This window comes from Kocuria sp. MNB10, from assembly GCF_054073685.1.
In genome coordinates this window covers 379704-396380 of the sequence record NZ_CM133411.1, presented here as the reverse complement: position 1 = coordinate 396380, position 16677 = coordinate 379704, and the positions used below count along the sequence as shown (strand labels likewise).

At 69.9% G+C, this 16677-nt stretch carries 14 protein-coding genes and 1 tRNA gene; 12 read left to right on the top strand and 3 right to left on the bottom strand.

Going from position 1 to position 16677, the window contains the following annotated elements; translation table 11 throughout:
* Positions 1-81 precede the first annotated feature (81 nt).
* The 8 genes from ACW9PK_RS01755 (at position 82) to ACW9PK_RS01720 (ending at position 8657) form a co-directional block, all read left to right on the top strand.
* Entirely contained in the window at positions 82-933 is an 852-nt protein-coding gene (locus tag ACW9PK_RS01755) for a tetratricopeptide repeat protein (RefSeq protein ID WP_239318210.1), read from the top strand.
* Positions 914-2098 carry a tRNA dihydrouridine synthase DusB gene (gene dusB / locus ACW9PK_RS01750; RefSeq protein ID WP_064846741.1) on the top strand — a complete coding sequence of 395 codons (1185 nt, stop codon included), beginning with the start codon at positions 914-916 and terminating at the stop codon, positions 2096-2098. The genes ACW9PK_RS01755 and dusB overlap by 20 nt, the downstream gene beginning before the upstream one ends.
* 5 nt (positions 2099-2103) lie before the next feature.
* The gene (locus ACW9PK_RS01745) at positions 2104-3423 is read left to right on the top strand and encodes a deoxyguanosinetriphosphate triphosphohydrolase (RefSeq protein WP_368835918.1); all 1320 of its coding nucleotides are present in this window, start codon (positions 2104-2106) and stop codon (positions 3421-3423) included.
* 120 nt (positions 3424-3543) lie between these two features.
* Complete coding sequence (locus tag ACW9PK_RS01740; protein ID WP_457016312.1) at positions 3544-4923, top strand: MFS transporter; 1380 nt, start codon at positions 3544-3546, stop codon at positions 4921-4923.
* A gap of 150 nt (positions 4924-5073) precedes the next feature.
* A complete protein-coding gene (gene dnaG / locus ACW9PK_RS01735; RefSeq protein ID WP_457016311.1) occupies positions 5074-7044 on the top strand; it encodes a DNA primase in 1971 nt (656 codons plus the stop codon).
* A gap of 107 nt (positions 7045-7151) precedes the next feature.
* Positions 7152-7227 (top strand) — tRNA-Asn (locus tag ACW9PK_RS01730).
* Between the two features lie 141 nt (positions 7228-7368).
* Positions 7369-7644, top strand: a complete 276-nt coding sequence (locus ACW9PK_RS01725) for a hypothetical protein (RefSeq protein WP_143467395.1) — start codon at positions 7369-7371, stop codon at positions 7642-7644.
* A 143-nt stretch (positions 7645-7787) separates the two neighbouring features.
* Entirely contained in the window at positions 7788-8657 is an 870-nt protein-coding gene (locus tag ACW9PK_RS01720) for an alpha/beta fold hydrolase (RefSeq protein WP_260850676.1), read from the top strand.
* Here the strand turns inward: ACW9PK_RS01720 and ACW9PK_RS01715 are convergent.
* The gene (locus ACW9PK_RS01715) at positions 8626-9249 is read right to left on the bottom strand and encodes a response regulator (protein ID WP_085106647.1); all 624 of its coding nucleotides are present in this window, start codon (positions 9247-9249) and stop codon (positions 8626-8628) included. The two genes, ACW9PK_RS01720 and ACW9PK_RS01715, sit on opposite strands and share 32 nt — an antisense overlap.
* Positions 9246-10529 (bottom strand): sensor histidine kinase, encoded by a 1284-nt coding sequence (locus tag ACW9PK_RS01710; protein ID WP_457016310.1) that lies wholly within the window; start codon positions 10527-10529, stop codon positions 9246-9248. Before ACW9PK_RS01710 ends, ACW9PK_RS01715 begins: the two co-directional genes overlap by 4 nt.
* A 358-nt stretch (positions 10530-10887) precedes the next feature.
* On the opposite strand from ACW9PK_RS01710, the gene ACW9PK_RS01705 reads away from it, so the two are divergent.
* Both ACW9PK_RS01705 and ACW9PK_RS01700 read left to right on the top strand, forming a co-directional pair.
* Positions 10888-12003 carry an ABC transporter permease gene (locus ACW9PK_RS01705; RefSeq protein ID WP_457016309.1) on the top strand — a complete coding sequence of 372 codons (1116 nt, stop codon included), beginning with the start codon at positions 10888-10890 and terminating at the stop codon, positions 12001-12003.
* A 44-nt stretch (positions 12004-12047) separates the two neighbouring features.
* Positions 12048-12848 (top strand): ABC transporter ATP-binding protein, encoded by an 801-nt coding sequence (locus tag ACW9PK_RS01700; protein ID WP_368844920.1) that lies wholly within the window; start codon positions 12048-12050, stop codon positions 12846-12848.
* Between the two features lie 915 nt (positions 12849-13763).
* On the opposite strand, the gene ACW9PK_RS01695 is transcribed toward ACW9PK_RS01700, so the two are convergent.
* Positions 13764-14111, bottom strand: coding sequence for a peptidase dimerization domain-containing protein (locus ACW9PK_RS01695; protein WP_186313837.1), 348 nt, complete (start codon positions 14109-14111; stop codon positions 13764-13766).
* A 463-nt stretch (positions 14112-14574) separates the two neighbouring features.
* Between ACW9PK_RS01695 and ACW9PK_RS01690 the strand changes: the two genes are divergently transcribed.
* Both ACW9PK_RS01690 and ACW9PK_RS01685 read left to right on the top strand, forming a co-directional pair.
* Positions 14575-15486, top strand: a complete 912-nt coding sequence (locus ACW9PK_RS01690; RefSeq protein ID WP_085106653.1) for a phage holin family protein — start codon at positions 14575-14577, stop codon at positions 15484-15486.
* A gap of 239 nt (positions 15487-15725) precedes the next feature.
* Positions 15726-16676 (top strand): DMT family transporter, encoded by a 951-nt coding sequence (locus ACW9PK_RS01685; protein ID WP_085106654.1) that lies wholly within the window; start codon positions 15726-15728, stop codon positions 16674-16676.
* Position 16677 lies beyond the last annotated feature (1 nt).

Here is a 16677-nt window from a genome sequence, read left to right as displayed (position 1 = left end):
CGCGCCCCTGCGGCATCGGTTGCACGGGGCAATGATTCGGTGCTGGAAGAATCACGCGTTAGGAGCACAGGAGGAGGGCGCATGTTCGCACGGGCCAGGGTGGCGCGCAGGCTGCAACGGGGCCGGGCGGCGTCGTCGTCCGGGGACACCGCCACGGCACGCGATCACTACGAGGTGGCCCTGCGCGCGGCGCGACTCGGGGAGGCGTGGCTGGAAGCGGGCCAGGCGGCGTCGTGGTTGGGGAATCTCGCGCGGGACGCCGGCGACTGGGCGGACGCGGAACACTACTACCGACTGGCCGCGACGCAGTACAAGCGCGCGCCACGGTCGGCGCGATCCCTGGGAGCGCGGGTGCAGTGCCTCGAGAACCTCGGGGACGTGCTGCTGCTGGCCGGGCGCCCGTGGGACGCATACCGCGAGTTCCAGGAGGGGGCCGCGGCGGCGGGGGTGGATCCTGCGCGACCCGCCGGGGACGGTGCGGGCTTCGTCACGCGGGAGGACCTGCGCTGGGTGTCCCACCTGGCCACCGCGGCGCAAGCGGCCGGGCGGCGCAAACTCGCGGCCGAGCACTACGAGACCGTGCTCGCGGGCTGCGAAGCGCGCGGGGACGTGGCCGGGCAGATCATGTGCTGGAAAGGGCTCGCGGCGCTCGCCGAGGGGATGATGGCCTGGAACGACGTTGCCCACGCCCTCCACACCGCAAGCAACCTCTACCCCGCGCTGCCCGAGCCGGAGGCCCACACCCGCGAGTGGGTGCAGTGCCTGCGGGACCTGGGCGCGGTGTACAAGACCCTGGGTCGCAGGGAGGAGCAGGTGCGCGCGTTCAAGCTCGCGATGCGACTCGAGCAGGTGGACGCGTCCGCGCGCACCGACCGCGACGCCGGGCAGCGGACGAATGAGACAATGGCCCACGATGAGCACCGAGACGACTGAGACCGCGGACCGTGAACCGGCCGTGTTGAACTTGAAACCCCTACAGCTGGGCCGGCTGACCGTGGACGTACCCGTGGTCCTGGCGCCGATGGCCGGGGTCACGAACAAGTCCTTCCGCACCCTGTGTCGGGAGTACGGCGGGGGACTATACGTGACCGAGATGGTCACGGCGCGGGCACTCGTGGAACGCCGCCCCGAGTCCCTGCGGATCATCGACCACGACCCCCACGAGACCCCGAGATCCATCCAGATCTACGGTGTGGACGCCGTGAACGTGGGCAAGGCCGTGCGGATGGTCGCGCAGGAGGATCGCGCGGACCACATCGACCTCAACTTCGGGTGCCCCGTGCCCAAGGTCACCAAGCGCGGTGGTGGTTCCGCCCTGCCGTGGAAGACCGACCTGTTCCGCGCGATCATCCGCACGGCGGTGCGCGAGGCCGGGGAGATCCCCGTGACCGTCAAGATGCGCATCGGCATCGACGGCGAACACCAGACCTTCCTGGATGCCGGGCGCATGGCCCGCGATGAGGGGATCGCCGCGGTGGCCCTGCACGGGCGCACCCTCGAACAACACTATTCGGGCCACGCCGACTGGGATGCGATCGCGCGGCTGCGCGAGGCCCTCCCGGACATCCCCGTGCTGGGCAACGGGGACATCTTCTCCGCGGAGGACGCGGTGCGCATGGTCGAGCACACGGGCGTGGACGGCGTCGTCGTGGGTCGGGGCTGTCAGGGCCGGCCGTGGCTGTTCGGGGACCTGCAGGCAGCCTTCGAGGGCAGCCCGCGCCGCTACCGGCCGGGTGTGCGCAAGGTCGCGGAGACCGTGTACCGCCACGCCGAGCTGCTCACCCAGGAGTTCGGGGACGAACTCAAGGGCTGCCGCGAGATCCGCAAGCACGTGTCCTGGTACTTCAAGGGGTACCCGGTGGGCGGGCAGTTACGCGCCCGCATGGCGCAGGTGCCCACACTCGCCGCGCTGCGCGAACTGCTCGACGAACTCGACCTGGATGCCCCCTACCCGGGCGCGGACGTCGAAGGGCCTCGGGGCCGGGCGGGCTCGCCCAAGAAGCCCCACCTGCCGGACGGCTGGCTCGACTCCCGCATCCTGGGCGACGCCGAACGGCTGGGTCTCGCGGCCGCCGAGCTCGACGTCTCGGGAGGCTGATCCCACTGCACACCCCCGACCGTCTGGCGATCCTGCCCCCGGACTACGAGCCCACCGACACCGAGCGGTTCGTCGTCGAGAACCACCACAACCGCCATCGCAGCCACTTCGAGCGGGACCGCGCGCGCGTGCTGCACAGTTCCGCGCTGCGAAGGCTCGCGGCCAAGACCCAGGTGGTCTCGCCGCAGTCGGACGACTTCGTGCGCAACCGGCTCACCCATTCGCTCGAGGTCGCCCAGATCGGGCGCGAGCTGGGCAAGTCGCTCGGGTGCGATCCGGACGTCGTGGACGCCGCGTGCCTGTCCCACGACCTCGGTCACCCGCCGTTCGGGCACAACGGTGAGACGGCGCTCGCGCAGCTGACCCGCGGGATCGGGGGCTTCGAGGGTAATGCCCAGACCCTGCGCCTGCTCGTGCGGCTCGAGCCCAAGATCATCGCGCCGTCGGGGGAGCCCGCGGGGCTCAACCTTACCCGCGCGACACTCGACGCCACGTGCAAGTACCCGTGGAGCGCGGCGGACGCCCCGCCCCGGCCGGACGGGCGCCCCAACCGCAAGTTCGGAGTCTACGAGGACGACCTGCCTGTGTTCGAGTGGTTCCGCGCGGGCGCGGTGCCCGGACGCAAGTGCATCGAGGCCCAGGTCATGGATCTCGCGGATGACATTTCCTACAGCGTCCACGACGTCGAGGACGCGGTCGCGGCCCACGCCCTGCAGCTCGAGAACCTCACGCAACCCGCGCACCGCCACCGGGTCATCGAGTGCACCCGCAGCTGGTACCTGCCCGCGGCCACGGAGGACGAGCTCGACGCCGCGCTGTCCCGGCTCGAGTCCTCATCCGTGTGGATTCCCCGTCTGCACGGGACACGCGCGGATCTGGCACGACTGAAGAACATGACGAGCCAGTTGATCGGCCGGTTCGCGATGTCCGCGGTCGCGGCCACCCGGGACGTGGCCGGGGACGACCGGCTCACCCGGTACCGGGCGTCCCTCGTGGTCCCGCGCGAGACGGAGCTGGAGATCGGGGTGCTCAAGGGCATCGCGACCGCGTTCGTGATGACCGTGCGGGACGCCCTGCCCCTCTACGACAACCAGCACGAGATCCTCACGATCCTCGTGGACGCCCTGATGCAGACGGACGGGCGGTTCCTGGCCCCCGAGTTCGCCGCGGACTGGCGTGCCCTGGGGGACGGCCCCGGCAGTGAAGCCGCCCGGTTGCGGCTCGTGGTCGATCAGATCGCGTGCCTCACGGACCGCTCCGCGGTCGCGCTGCACGACCGGATCCGGGGCACCAACTGGCGCACGGGGGACAAGCCGCTCTGGTGAGGTCCGGCGGCATCAATTCTGTGCCCCACATCGCGTCCCGTTGATCGGGAAAATCGGGTGCGTCACGTCCGCGTGAGACTAAGATCACCGTGTTCCCTCCCCACGACCGGAAGTGATCCCGTGAGTTCCGAAACCGCCGCCCCATCGCGTGGGCTCGTCCTGGAATCCGCCGCCTGGGTGGCTCCGCTGTGTTGGATCGCGGTGCTGCTCGACGGTTTCGACGCCGTGGTGCTCGGCGCCGTCATGCCCGCCCTGCTCGCGGACCAGGCGTGGGGGATGACCACCGGTGAGGCCACCGCGGTCGCGACCGCCGGTCTGTTCGGCATGATGGTCGGCGCCCTGGGCATGGGCTACCTCACGGACCGCTGGGGCCGGCGCAAGATGCTCATCGGAGCCGTGATCGTATTCTCGGTGCTCACGTTCGCCGCCGCGTTCACCCCGACCGTCCTGTGGTTCGGCATCCTGCGCTTCCTCGCGGGCCTGGGCCTGGGCGGTTGCCTGCCCACCGGCATCTCCATGGTCACCGAGTTCTCCCGCCCCGGCCGCGGCTCCAACGCCACCACGGTCATGATGACCGGCTACCACGTGGGTGCCGTGCTCACCGCAGCGCTTGCGATCTGGGTGCTGTCCCACTTCACGTGGCACACCATGTTCATCGTGGGCGCGCTGCCCGCCCTGATCCTCGTACCGCTCATGCTCGTGTTCCTGCCCGAGTCCCCGTCCTACCTCGCGTCCAAGGGCCGCCTCGAGGATGCCCGCCGGGTGGCCGCGCACTACAACGTGCCTTTGGAGATTGGCGACGCCGCCCCCGCGGCCTCGGGCGCGCGCGGTGCCGCAGCGCCGTCGGCCCAGGTGGTGGCCGAGAAGAAGGGCGCGGCCCTACTGTTGAGCGGCACGTACGCGCGCAACTCCGTGGTGATCTGGATCGCGTCCTTCATGGGTCTGCTACTCGTGTACGGGCTCAACACGTGGTTGCCGCAGATCATGCGCGCCGCGGACTACGACCTCGGCAACGCGCTGGGCTTCCTGCTCATCCTCAACGTGGGCGCCGTGGTGGGGCTGTGGATCGGTGGCCGCGTGGCGGACCGGATTACCCCCCGCATCGCGAGCATCATGTGGTTCGCGGCCTCGGCCGTGCTGCTCGCGGCCCTCGCGATCCGGCTGCCCGTGGCCGGGATCTACGTCATGGTGTTCCTGACCGGGTGCTTCGTGTTCTCTTCCCAGGTGCTCGTGTACGCGTTCACCGCGACCAACCACCCGCCGCGCGTGCGCGCGACCGCCCTGGGCATGTCCGCCGGGGTGGGGCGTCTCGGCGCGATCAGCGGTCCCATCGTGGGCGGCACGCTGCTGGGTGCCGGGCTCGCGTACCCGTGGGGCTTCTTCGCGTTCGCCGCGGTCGGTGCCCTGGGCAGCGTGGCCATGGTCGGGTCCAAGACCGTGGGTGCCCCGGACCGCCGCATGGTGGTCGGCGGGAACGACGACGCCCCGGCGGCTCGCTGACCCCGCGCCCTGTTCGTCGCAGGACCGTTCGGTGACGCCGTGGCCGGAGTCATCGCGTGTCCTTGCGGGCCCGTTAACCAGTCGTTCCGGGCCGCTGCACATCCGTGACGAGTGCGCGATCCGGTTTGACGGGGTGCCTAAACTGGCCGAGTGGCCGGACTGATCAAGCGTGAAGACATCGACGAGGTCCGTGCGCGCACGGACCTCCGCGAGGTCGTGGAACAGTACGTGACCCTCAAGCCCGCGGGCATCGGTTCGTACAAGGGACTCTGCCCCTTCCACGACGAACGCACGCCGTCCTTCCACGTGCGCCCCCAACTGGGCACGTACCACTGCTTCGGGTGCGACGAGTCCGGGGACGTCATCTCCTTCCTCATGGAAATGGACCACACGCCGTTCTCGGAGACCGTGGAACGGTTGGCCGCCCGGATCGGGTACGAGCTGCACTACGAGCAGGGTTCCGCACCCAACCGGGAGGAAGTAGGGCGTCGACAGCGGTTGCTCGACGCACACAAGGTGGCCGCGGAGTTCTTCCAACGCAACCTCTACACCCGGCAGGCCGCCGCGGCCCAGCGGTTCCTGGGGGAGCGCGGTTTCGATCATGACGCCGCTCGCACCTACGGGATCGGCTACGCACCGCAGGGGTGGTCCCACCTGTTGCAGCACCTGCGCAATCACGGGTTCACGGACCAGGAACTCAAGCTCACCGGCATGGTCTCGGAGGGCAACCGCGGACTCTACGACCGGTTCCGGGGGCGGCTGATCTGGCCCATCCGCGCGGTCGCGGGGGAGGTCATCGGGTTCGGGGCACGCAAGCTCTACGACGACGATGCCGGCCCCAAGTACCTCAACACCCCCGAGACCCAGCTCTACAAGAAGTCCCAGGTGCTCTACGGCATTGACCTGGCCAAACGGCCGATCGCCAAGACCAAACAGGTCGTGGTCGTGGAGGGGTACACGGACGTCATGGCGTGCCACCTGGCCGGGATCACCACGGCGGTGGCCACGTGCGGCACCGCGTTCGGCGCGGACCACATCAAGATCGTGCGCCGGTTCCTCTCGGACGACTCCGCCGGGGGAGAAGTCGTGTTCACGTTCGACGGCGACGCCGCCGGACAGAAGGCCGCGCTGCGCGCCTTCCAGGAGGACCAGCGGTTCGTGGCCCAGACCTACGTGGCGGTCGAGCCCCACGGGATGGATCCGTGTGACCTGCGCCTGACCCGCGGGGACGTGGCCGTGCGTGATCTCGTGGAGTCCCGCACCCCGCTGTTCGAGTTCGCCTTGAAAGCCACGATCCGCGAGTACGACGTCAACAGCCTCGAGGGTCGGCTCCGCGCCATGCGGGCGTGCGCCCCGATCGTGGCCGGGATCCGTGACCCCGCCCTGCGCCCCGCGTACGCGCGGGAGCTGTCCGGGTGGCTGGGGATCGAGACGAACGAGGTGCTGCGCGCCGTCGACGCCGCCTCCCGCAGTGAGAACGGCCGGGGAGAACCGGGGCGGGGGCGCGCTCAGGGGTCGACCCCGGACCGTCCGGATGCGCGTGGCCACCGCGGTGACTCGGCGGGATCGAGGCATGGCTCGGGGCCTGTCTCCGGGCCCGGCTCGGCCCCCGGTGAGAACCACCGGCCCGAGGCGCCCGAGCTGCCGGATCCGCGCGAACCCGTGTCCCGGATGGAACGGGAGGCGCTCGAAGTGGTGCTCCAGCTCCCGGACCTCGTGCCGGACGGCTACTGGGAGCATTTCGATTCCGCCGGCATGACGTACCGGGTGCACCAGGTCTTGCACGATGCCGTGGTGGCCGCCCGCGCGGACGAGGACTATCACGGGGAGGGCGGTCGCGCGTGGCTCGAACACGTGCGCGCCCACCTGCCCGAACCGTTGCACGGCTACCTCGCACAACTGTCCGTCACGCCGCTACCCGCGGCCACCGAGCAACAAATGCGCAACTACGCGGTGGGCGTGCTCACCTCGCTCGTGGAGATGCACATCAACCGGGCGAAGTCGGACAAACTGGCCCACCTCAACCGGTTGAACGCGCAACGGGAACCCGAGCTGTACCAACAGCTCAACCGCGAACTGCTGGACCTCGAACTGCAGCGGCGCAGCCTCACCGGGGTGTGACCCCGACTCAGAGGGGTGTGGCGCTTGCGGGTGGTGGCGGGGATTCGATTTGAGGAAGCCGCGACGGGGCGGTAAAGTATCGTCTCGTTGCGCAGCAGTGCGTACATTCCCCCGTAGCTCAATTGGCAGAGCATTCGACTGTTAATCGAAGGGTTACTGGTTCGAGTCCAGTCGGGGGAGCCACCACGGAGGCCCTCTTCCAGTACGGAAGGGGGCCTTCGTCGTATCCAGGGCGGCACCCGCCTCCGGGAGCCGCCGCGGCCTAATAGACTCGGCGGCTGTTCCGTACGTGCGGCCCACGACTCAGGCGGGTGACCCGGTTCCGTGACTCTGGCTTCTCGCCGATTGTGCGCCGTAGCGGCGCTGTTGTACTCGGTGTGGGTCCTCTATCCGCTCGTGAACCGGGAACTGCACCCGTGGACGTCCTTCGTGTCCGAGTGCGTCGTCGCGGACCTCGCCGGGGCCACCGTGCTGCGAACCGTGGACGCAGTGGTCGGGGTGGTGCTCGCCGGGGTGACGGCGTTCTCCTCTGCGCGGCTGCGGACCCTGTGGCGCGCTCTCCCGAACGGTACGCGAGGGACGGACGGGCCCGCGAAGTGATGTCCTCCCGCAATCGCGGTGTGGCTCATCGCCGCGGCCGGTGTGCCCGTCGCCCAGCGGTTGCGCTCACGGGAACTCACAACGAAAAGGACAACGGTTCCGCGCCGTCGGGCATCGGGGATCATGTCAGCACCCGCGAAGTTATGGGCGGCCCCGTACGGATCCTCGATGCGGGCTCCGGGCCGGTCATCGTGTGCTGTTCCGGCGTGGCGTCGACCCTGTGGGACTGGCTTCCCGTGGTCGAACGGCTACGCCGGGACCACCGCGTGATCGTGTACGACCGCCCCGGATACGCCCAGGGGGACCGGGTGTCCGAACAACTCCCCGATCTCGATGAGGAGGCGCATCGGTTCGCCGCCGTGCTCACCGTGTGCGGCGTTCGGGAACCCGTCACGGCCGTGGGACATTCCTTCGGTGGCGCGGTGGTCGAAGTGGTGGCCCGGGTGCATCCGGAGCGGATCCGTCACCTCGTGTTGCTGGACGCGTCCGTGCCCTCGGCCGAGGGCGCGGACCCGGCCCACGACGACGCCGCGACAGCCCGTCGGTTCCGCCGGTTCACACTGCCCCTGGCACGGTCCCGCGTGGCGGGTGCCGTGTGGCGTGTGATGGGCCCCGTCGTGGCCGGGCGACTCGTGCCCGGACGCGGACGCCTCATGCGTTCGTGGCCGCAGCTGCGCGTGGATCTGACATCCCCGAACTTCCTCATGGGGTCCCTGCGGGAACTCGCGGGCTACGTGGCGTGCATGAACCGGTTGCAGGAACTGGCCGCCCACACGCCCCTGGACCCGGAGCTGGACGTCCTGGTGGTGGCCGCGAACGGACGGCTGCCGCGGATCGGGACCACCCGGTGGGTGCGCCATGTGCTCGCCCGGGCCACCTACCTGTCCCGGGAAGCGCCCGTGCACACGATCGTGCTGCGACGCAGCGGTCACTTCGTCATGGTGGATCACCCCGAGCGGATCGCCGCGGTGATCGCATCCGTCAGATCAGGTGTTCTTCCCGCGCACGGTTGACCGCCGCCGTCCGGTTGTCCACCCCGAGCTTGTCGTAGATGTGTACAAGGTGCGTCTTCACGGTGGCTTCCGAGATGAACAATTCCTTGGCCAGGGCCCTGTTGGACGCGCCCGTGGCGAGTCCGCGCAGGATCTCGATCTCCCGCGCGCTCAGTGACGTGCCGGGGGAACGCACCCGCTGCATGAGCCGTGCCGTGACGGAGGGGGACAGCACGGGGCGGCCCGCGGCGGCGTCGTGCACGGCGGCACCGATGGTCTCGGGCTGCGAGTCCTTGAGGAGGTAACCGGTCGCGCCGGCCTCGAGCGCGGCGACGATGTCCGCCTGGGTGTCGTAGGTCGTGAGGATCAGCACCGGGGGCCCGCCCGCCGCGACAATGCGCCGGGTCGCGTCCAGCCCGCCCATCCCGGAACCCATCTGCAGGTCCATGACCACCACGTCCACGGAGCCGCCCGCGCGGGACAGCATCTCGAGCGCCACGCGTCCGTCCGGCGCCTCGGCGCCGACCACGATGTCACCCACCGATTCGAGCACCGCGCGCAGCCCGGCGCGCACCACGGGATGATCGTCCACGAGCAATACGCGGGTGGTCATGACGAATCTCCATTCGGCAGGGGGCGGGTGGCTTCGGGTGCGGGCAGGGGCAACCGCAGGTTCACGGCCGTTCCGGCGCCGGGTTCGGACTCCACGGTCAGGACGGCCCCGAGCTCGAGCGCGCGGCGTCGCAGGTGGGCCAGTCCGAAGCTGTCGTTGCGTGCGTCGTCGGCGGCGGAACGCGGTCTGAAGCCCGCGCCGTCGTCCACGACGTCCAACGTCACGGCGTCGTCCCAGCCCGCGAGGGTCACGACGGCGCGTGACGCCCGCGCGTGCGAGGTCACGTTCGCGAGGGTGGACTGCGCTGCCCTCACGAACAGGGTGCGCTGCGGGGCGGGCAGTTCGGGGACGGCACCTTCCACCGTGAACTCGCACGTGAGCGGCGCGCCCACGGCGCGGGCCGCCTCCCGGGTGCGGTGACACACCTCCGCGAGGACGGCGGGCAGGGAGTCACCCGGTGCCGGCGCGGCGAGGTCCCGTACGAACCGACGCGCCTCCGCGAGGTCGGCCGCGGCCGTGTCCTCGATCGTGGCCAATTGCGCGCGGGCCGCGTCGAGCTCGGCGCGCTCCAGCGAGCGCTGTGCGGCCCGTGAGACTAGCACGATCGAGGTCAGCCCCTGGGCCAGGGTGTCGTGGATTTCGCGGGACAACCGGTCGCGCTCGGCCATGGTCCCCGCGTCCCGTTCCTGGCGCGCCAGCTCGGCTCGCGTGGATTCGAGATCGCGGATCGCGCGCACGTGGCGGCGGGTGTCCTCGTACAGTGCGCGGTACCCGAAGCTCACGAGCAGCGCGACGATCGCACCGATCGCGGGTCCGAGCGCCATTCCCGCCGTGAACGCTCCCGGGGCGGCATGTAGGTACTGGGAGAGCACCACGACGCCGGTGAGCACCACGATCGCGACCAGCGCCGCCGCGGTGGGCAGTACCACGGGGCACAGGAAGAACAGGGGGAACGCGACCCACGAGAAGTCCGGGCTCAGCAGGGCCAGCGCGGCCCACAGCGCCGCGATGAGACCGAGCCACCCGGGACCCCACCGCAGGGATTCCCGGCTCGCACGACCCCGCGCCACACGGTTCTCCACCAGGGTCCCCGCGAGGTAGACCGCCGCGAGCAGCACGCTCAGTCCCAGGACGACGGCGATCATCGCCCCGCCGCCAGGGGCCCGGCTCAGGTGCAGCACCGCGCGCACGGCGGCGAGCACCAACAGCGCCGCGAAGCTCACGTGCAACGTGACCCGCAGGACGCTCAGCACGGCGGGGGTGGAGAGGTCCTCGCGCACTCGGGGGCTCCTTTCCGGGTCGTGCGGTGGACTGGTTGGTCGGAGCGGTGTGCCGGGGACGGCGTCGTCGTCCTGCCCGGGTCCCGGGCGCGGTCGCACGAGTGCGGTGCCCCGACCAAGACGCGGCGTCCCGATCGCCGCGCGGCGATCGGGCGGATGCCGCCATCGGCGAGCAGCGCGCACGGCACGGCCGGGTCTCCCGCCATGCTACGCATGTGACGCGAGTGGCGGATCAACCGATTGGTTGAGCGCGGCATCCCCCGAGGGGCTGGACGGTCTCCACCCGCGGGGCGATCCACCGGCGGCCGCGTCCCGCGAGGCTTGAGGGGAACAGTTTCTCGACCCATCGGAGATCACCATGTACCTGTCCCTACGGGACATCACGTTCGCCAAGGGGCGGTTCGCGTTGCTCGCGACCGTCGTGGCCCTGATCACGCTGTTGCTCGTACTGCTCACCGGGTTGACCAACGGGCTGGGCCACCAGAACACCTCGGCCCTGGAACGGTTGCAGGCGCAGCGGTTCGTGCTCAGCGCCCCGGCGGGGGACGCGTCCGACCCGTCCTTCACGACGTCCCGGATCACCGCGGACGAAACGCGCGCGTGGCGTGACACCGTGGGCGCGCACCACGTGGAGCGGCTCGGCCTCGTGCAGACCACCGCGCGGGCCGGGGACGGGGCGAACTCCTCCGCAGACGCTGCGTCGGCCACCTCCGTGGCCGGTGTCGCGCTCGAACCGGGCTCGCGGCTCGCGCCCGGGCTGAGCGCCGTCAACGGAGTCACCCACCCACAGGACGGCACCGCCGTGCTCGGTGAGACGCTGGCTCGCGAGATGAACGTGGGCGTGGGGGACGCGGTGACCCTGGCCGGCACGTCCTTGAAGGTCACCGGGGTCGTGGCGGACGAGTACTACAGCCACGTGCCGGTCGTGTGGCTCAGCATGGAGGACTTTCCCGCTGTGGCCCACACCGACGACCCCGAGCAGGCCACCGCCCTGGCCCTCACCACGGACACCGTGCCCGAGGGGGTCACGGAGCGCACCGCAACCGTGGCCATGGACACCGGGGACGCCTTCGCGGCGCTGCCCGCCTACGAGTCGGAGCAGGGCTCGCTGCGCATGATGCAGGGCTTCCTCTACGGCATCAGCGCCCTGGTGGTGATCTCCTTCCTGACCGTGTGGACCATCCAGCGCACCCGGGACATTGCGGTGCTGCGCGCTCTCGGCGCGAGCCGTGGTTACGTGGTGCGGGATTCGCTGCTCCAGGCCGTCGTGGTGCTCACGATCGGCGTGCTCGTGGGCGGCGGCCTGGGGATCGCCGGCGGTGCGCTCGCCGGGTCCGCGGTCCCGTTCGTGCTGAGCGCTGCGACCATGGCGCTGCCCGTGGCCGGTGTCCTGGCGCTGGGACTGATCGGGTCCGTGCTCGCCGTGCGCCGCGTGTCCACCGTGGATCCGATGATCGCCCTGGGAGGTAACTGAGCATGCATTCCGATCGTCACCCCCGTCACCGCGCAGGAGACCCCATGGACAACCACACCGCAGCGGCACGCCCGGACGGGCCGCATGAGTACTCGACCGACGATCCCGCCCTACGGGTGACCGACCTCTGCCTGGAGTACCCGGACGGCACGGACGAGCAGGGCGAACCCCGCACGGTGCGAGCTCTGGACCGTGTGTCCCTCGAGCTGGCCGCGGGCACCATGACGGCGCTCGTGGGCCCGTCCGGGTCCGGCAAGTCCTCGCTGCTCGCCGTGGCCGCCGGGTTGGTCCGCCCGAGTTCCGGCTCGGTGTCCGTGGCGGGCCGTCGGCTCGAGGAGCTCCCCGAACGCGAACTCGCCGGGGTCCGCCGGGAGCACACGGGCATGGTGTTCCAGCAGCCCAATCTCCTGGCCTCGCTGACCGCCCGCGAACAACTCGTACTCGCCGCGCACGTGGCCGGGGCCAGGGGCAAGGAGCTTGCGCGGGCCCGCGCTCGGGCGGACGAACTGCTCGCACAGGTGGGGCTCGAGAACTGCGCGGACCGCCGCCCCCATCAGCTCTCGGGTGGGCAGCGCCAGCGCGTCAACATCGCCCGGGCGCTCATGAACAGGCCGCACCTGCTGCTCGTGGACGAGCCCACCGCGGCGCTGGACCACGCGCGGTCCCGCAGCGTCATGGAACTGCTCGCGGATCTGACCCACACCTTCGGCCTGGCGTCCCTCGTGGTCACGCACGACACCGAGTTCGTCCCCCTCGCGGACGCATGCGTGAGCATGCAGGACGGTCACCTGGACACGGAACAGGCCACGACGGCGAGCGGTCGCGTCGCTGCCACCGTGGCCTGACGGGCCCTCTCCCGGCGGGGCTCACCGCCGGGAGTCGGGCCGGCCCGTGGTGCCCGCGGCCGCGTCCACGCCCGCGTGGGGTTCGCCCGGGGGTGTCGTGGCGTCTGCATCGGGCCCCGCCGCGCGCGGACCCTGCGGATCGAGCGGGGTGCGGGGTTCCCGGAGCAGGAACGGAGCGAGACCACCAAGCAGGGGCAGTGCACCCGGTACCACGAACGCGGTCGTGTACCCCCCCCCCCGCGTCCACGACGGCGCCGATCACGGACATGATCAGCATGAACACCTTCTCGTTGTTCTCGAACCACTTCTTGACTACGCCGGGCCCGGTGGAGGTGGCGATCCACAACGAGAGCCCGTAACCGAGCATCACGACCATGTACTGCCACCCGGTAGGGGTGATCCAGAACTGTTGCGAGTACACCGTGGCGAGCCAGGTCAGCAGCCCCACGCCCACCAGGTTGTTGAGCAGCAGGCACAGCCCCAGCACCAGGGAGTTGCGATTCTTCCAGGCGTCGAGGATCGAGACGTCCTTCTTCGCACTCGAGTTGGCACCCTCCTCGGTGCTTGCAGCGGCAGAGGACGACGCCGCGCCGTCGCCCGGCAGCTCCGGCGGCGCCGGCACGAGCGTGACGAAGATGCCTTTCTGGGTGCTCGTGAGATTCATGGTCGGGTGTCCGTCGTACGCGGGAGTGGAACGTGGATCATTCAGGGCCATCTGCACCTCCGTGCGCACGCCGGCCTCGAGGGCCTCTTCCCTGATGCCGAACTTGGGGTGGTGGTTCATGTAGGGCAGCCGGTCCTCGGCCGTGCCACCCCCAGGAACACGAAGCACGCGGGGACCTCCCGCGCGAAGTACGCGAAGTCGTCGGAGGCGGACGTGCCCGGGCCCCAGGAGACTTTGTCCTCGCCCAGGGCCTACACCGCGGCGTCGTAGCCGATCTGCGCGACGTCGTCGTCGTTGACGATCACGGGGTAGCCGTCCGCCCATTCGAACGTGGCCGTGGCACCGTAGGCGGCGCACGTGTCCTCCACGATGTCGGTCGCGCGGGACCCGAGGACCTCCCAGTCCTCGCCCGCGACCGTACGAACGGACACGCCGATCCGGGCGGTGTCCGGGATGACGTCGGGGGCCCCGCCCGCCCGGATCATGCCCACGTTGACCACGTTCATGTGGTCGGGGGCCACGCTGCGGGAGACGATCGTGTTCAGCGCGACCGTGATCTGCGCGGCGACCAGCACCGGGTCCGCACAGTTCTGCGGCATGGAAGCGTGGGAACCCTGGCCCGGATCAGTACCGTCACCGAGGTCTCGGTGGGGCGCTCGGGGGAGAGGCCAAAGCTCGGGAGTGTCTCCACCACGAAGTCGGATGTCGCGTGCTCCTTGTAGGACAGCTCCGGGTGGGCGTGGATGCGGCGGCGCCAGTCGATGACGTCGGACGCGGGAGCCTCGATCTGCGGGGGCCGTGAACCCTCTCGAAGAAATCACCCAACAATAAGATCTTTTGTGAATCATGCGTGATTCTGAATAGAATACAATGTTGACTTATGTGAAGGAATCTGCTTTCACTGAACGTCTTCAGTTTTCCACAGCCCCCGGTGGTTGACAAGGTCCGAGCCCCGTCACGCCCGAGGTGTCGCGCCCGTCCCTGCCCGCTGGGCGCGCGGCCGAATGGTATTTTGAAATCAGATCAACCGTTCAGCACCACCACGTACTCATCGGAGGCGGCATGAGCCATGCAGTGGACCCCAACAGCGGTCACTCGTCCGGCAGCACCGGGCATTCATCCGGCCACACAGGACACACGTCCGGGGCAAGAACTCGCACCACCACGAAGCCGGGTGCCGCGTCCATCACGGACGTCGTCAAGGTCTTCACCCGATTGCTCCCCAAGCAGCTCAAAGATGAGGCCCAGCTCGCGTTCCTGGAGCTCAAGGAGAAGGGCATCAAGGTGGGCGTGGGCGCCGCGCTCGCGGTGGTCGGTCTCGTGTTCCTGGGCCTCGCCGTCATCGCCTTGATCGGTGCCGCCATCGCGGGCCTGTCCCACGTGATGCCGGCGTGGTTGGCCGCGCTGCTGCTCGCCCTGCTGTTCCTCATCATCCTGGCCGTGCTCGCGCTGATCGGGATCGCCAAGATCAAGAGTGCGTTGCCGCTCATGCCCAAGAAGGCCATCTTCGGGCTGCGCTACGACCTCGGTGTGGTCAAGGAGGGCTCCGCGTACAATGAGGGCCGTGTCCAGCGTGAGATGAACGAGACCGAGCAGAAGAAGCAGCGGGAGAAGGAAGAGGCGGCCAACGACCCCAACCAGGTCAAGCCCGTGAAGCCCACCGAGGAGCAGTTGCGCCACCGCCTCAAGCTGCGCCGCGAACACCTCAAGAGCCTGCGCGACGACGCCCAGAACCGCGCAGATTCCGTCCAGGCCGCCACGCAGGGCTTCGTGGACCGAACCCAGCGCACGTTCACCCAGACCCAGGAGTCGGTCAAGCAGACCTTTGCGTCCAAGGGGGGCTCCCAGGGGGTTCGTCCCGCCGGTTCCACGTCCGCCCAGGACGTCCTGAGCGAGCGCTGGCAGCCCCTCGCGGTCGCCGTGGCCGCCGGGTCCGCGTTCCTGGTGTTCCTGCGCAAGCTGCTCAAGAAGTAATCGGGTGCGCGGCTCGCGTGAGTCGCCAGCCGTGCCGGAGGCCGGGTCGTCATCGTCGCGACCCGGCCTCCACCGTGTCCCGGGGCGTACTCGGGTGCGCGACTCCTCCGGCTCCGGTGCGTCTCATCCGGCGGTATGGGATCCCTCGTGCCCCGGTGCGAACATGCGGTGAACTCCCAGGCCCGCCGCGCCCCCGAGCTCTACGATGAGACCGTGACGGAGGACGTGATGAATCGGTGATGCAGTGGATCGCGGTGGCTCTGGCACTGAGCTCGGCGGTGTGCCTCGCGCTCGGTACGCAGACGCAATCCGTGGCGGTCACCGGGCACACCGAGGGACCGTTGACGCCGCGGGGGCTGTGGCCCCTCGTGCGCAATCTACGCTGGCTCAGCGGACTCGCGCTGCTGGGCCTCGGAACGGTGCTGAACGTCGCGGCGCTTTCGCTTGCGACCGTGACCGTGGTGCAGCCCATCGGGGTGATCGCACTCGTCATCACCACGCTGTTGCACGCCCGGCACCGCCACCTGATCATCAACCGTGGCACGTGGCTCGCCGTAGCCCTGTGCAGCGTGGGTGGAGCCACGTTCGTGGTGTGCGCCGTGATCGGGACGGATCCCACCCACGTACCCGGAACGCGTGCCGAGAACACGGTGGTCGCCCTGCTTGTGGGCCTCGTGGTGCTCATCGGTGTGTGCGAGCTATTCGTGCGCCGGCACCGGATCAGCATGTTCTACGTCTTGGGAGCGGGGCTCCTCTACGGCTTCGTGGCCGTGCTCGTCCGGTTGACCGCCACCACCATCACGTCCAGCGGGTTCGGGGACATCCGGTGGACCAGCGTGCTCATGATCGTGGTCGCCGCTGCGCTGGGCGGGTGGATGGTGCAGTGCGCGTATTCGTGCGGACCGCCGGATCTCGTGATCGCCGGGCTTACCGTGGTGGACCCCATGGTGGGTGTGGCCCTGGGTCTCGTGGTCCTGGGAGAGGCCGGTGACTTCTTCACCGGGGCACTCGGCACGGCCATGGGGCTCGCGGGTCTCGTTGCTATAGTCGGCGTGGTCGTGCTCTCGCGACACCACCCCGAGGTCCTGCAACGCCGGGCGGCCGCACGCGCCCAGCAGGACGCGGTGACCAGCGGGGCGGTTGCGGACACGGCGACACCACGACGAACCGAACGCGCCACCGATCGCTGAT

What these genes read in the sequence shown, in the direction of transcription:
- ACW9PK_RS01755 (WP_239318210.1), top strand. Translation starts at nt 82, where the DNA reads ATGTTCGCACGGGCCAGGGTGGCGCGCAGGCTGCAACGGGGCCGGGCG.
- dusB (WP_064846741.1), top strand. Translation starts at nt 914, where the DNA reads ATGAGCACCGAGACGACTGAGACCGCGGACCGTGAACCGGCCGTGTTG.
- ACW9PK_RS01720 (WP_260850676.1), top strand. Translation starts at nt 7,788, where the DNA reads ATGGGCGGCCCCGTACGGATCCTCGATGCGGGCTCCGGGCCGGTCATC.
- ACW9PK_RS01715 (WP_085106647.1), bottom strand. Translation starts at nt 9,249, where the DNA reads ATGACCACCCGCGTATTGCTCGTGGACGATCATCCCGTGGTGCGCGCC.
- ACW9PK_RS01705 (WP_457016309.1), top strand. Translation starts at nt 10,888, where the DNA reads ATGTACCTGTCCCTACGGGACATCACGTTCGCCAAGGGGCGGTTCGCG.
- ACW9PK_RS01700 (WP_368844920.1), top strand. Translation starts at nt 12,048, where the DNA reads ATGGACAACCACACCGCAGCGGCACGCCCGGACGGGCCGCATGAGTAC.
- ACW9PK_RS01695 (WP_186313837.1), bottom strand. Translation starts at nt 14,111, where the DNA reads ATGCCGCAGAACTGTGCGGACCCGGTGCTGGTCGCCGCGCAGATCACG.
- ACW9PK_RS01690 (WP_085106653.1), top strand. Translation starts at nt 14,575, where the DNA reads ATGAGCCATGCAGTGGACCCCAACAGCGGTCACTCGTCCGGCAGCACC.
- ACW9PK_RS01685 (WP_085106654.1), top strand. Translation starts at nt 15,726, where the DNA reads ATGCAGTGGATCGCGGTGGCTCTGGCACTGAGCTCGGCGGTGTGCCTC.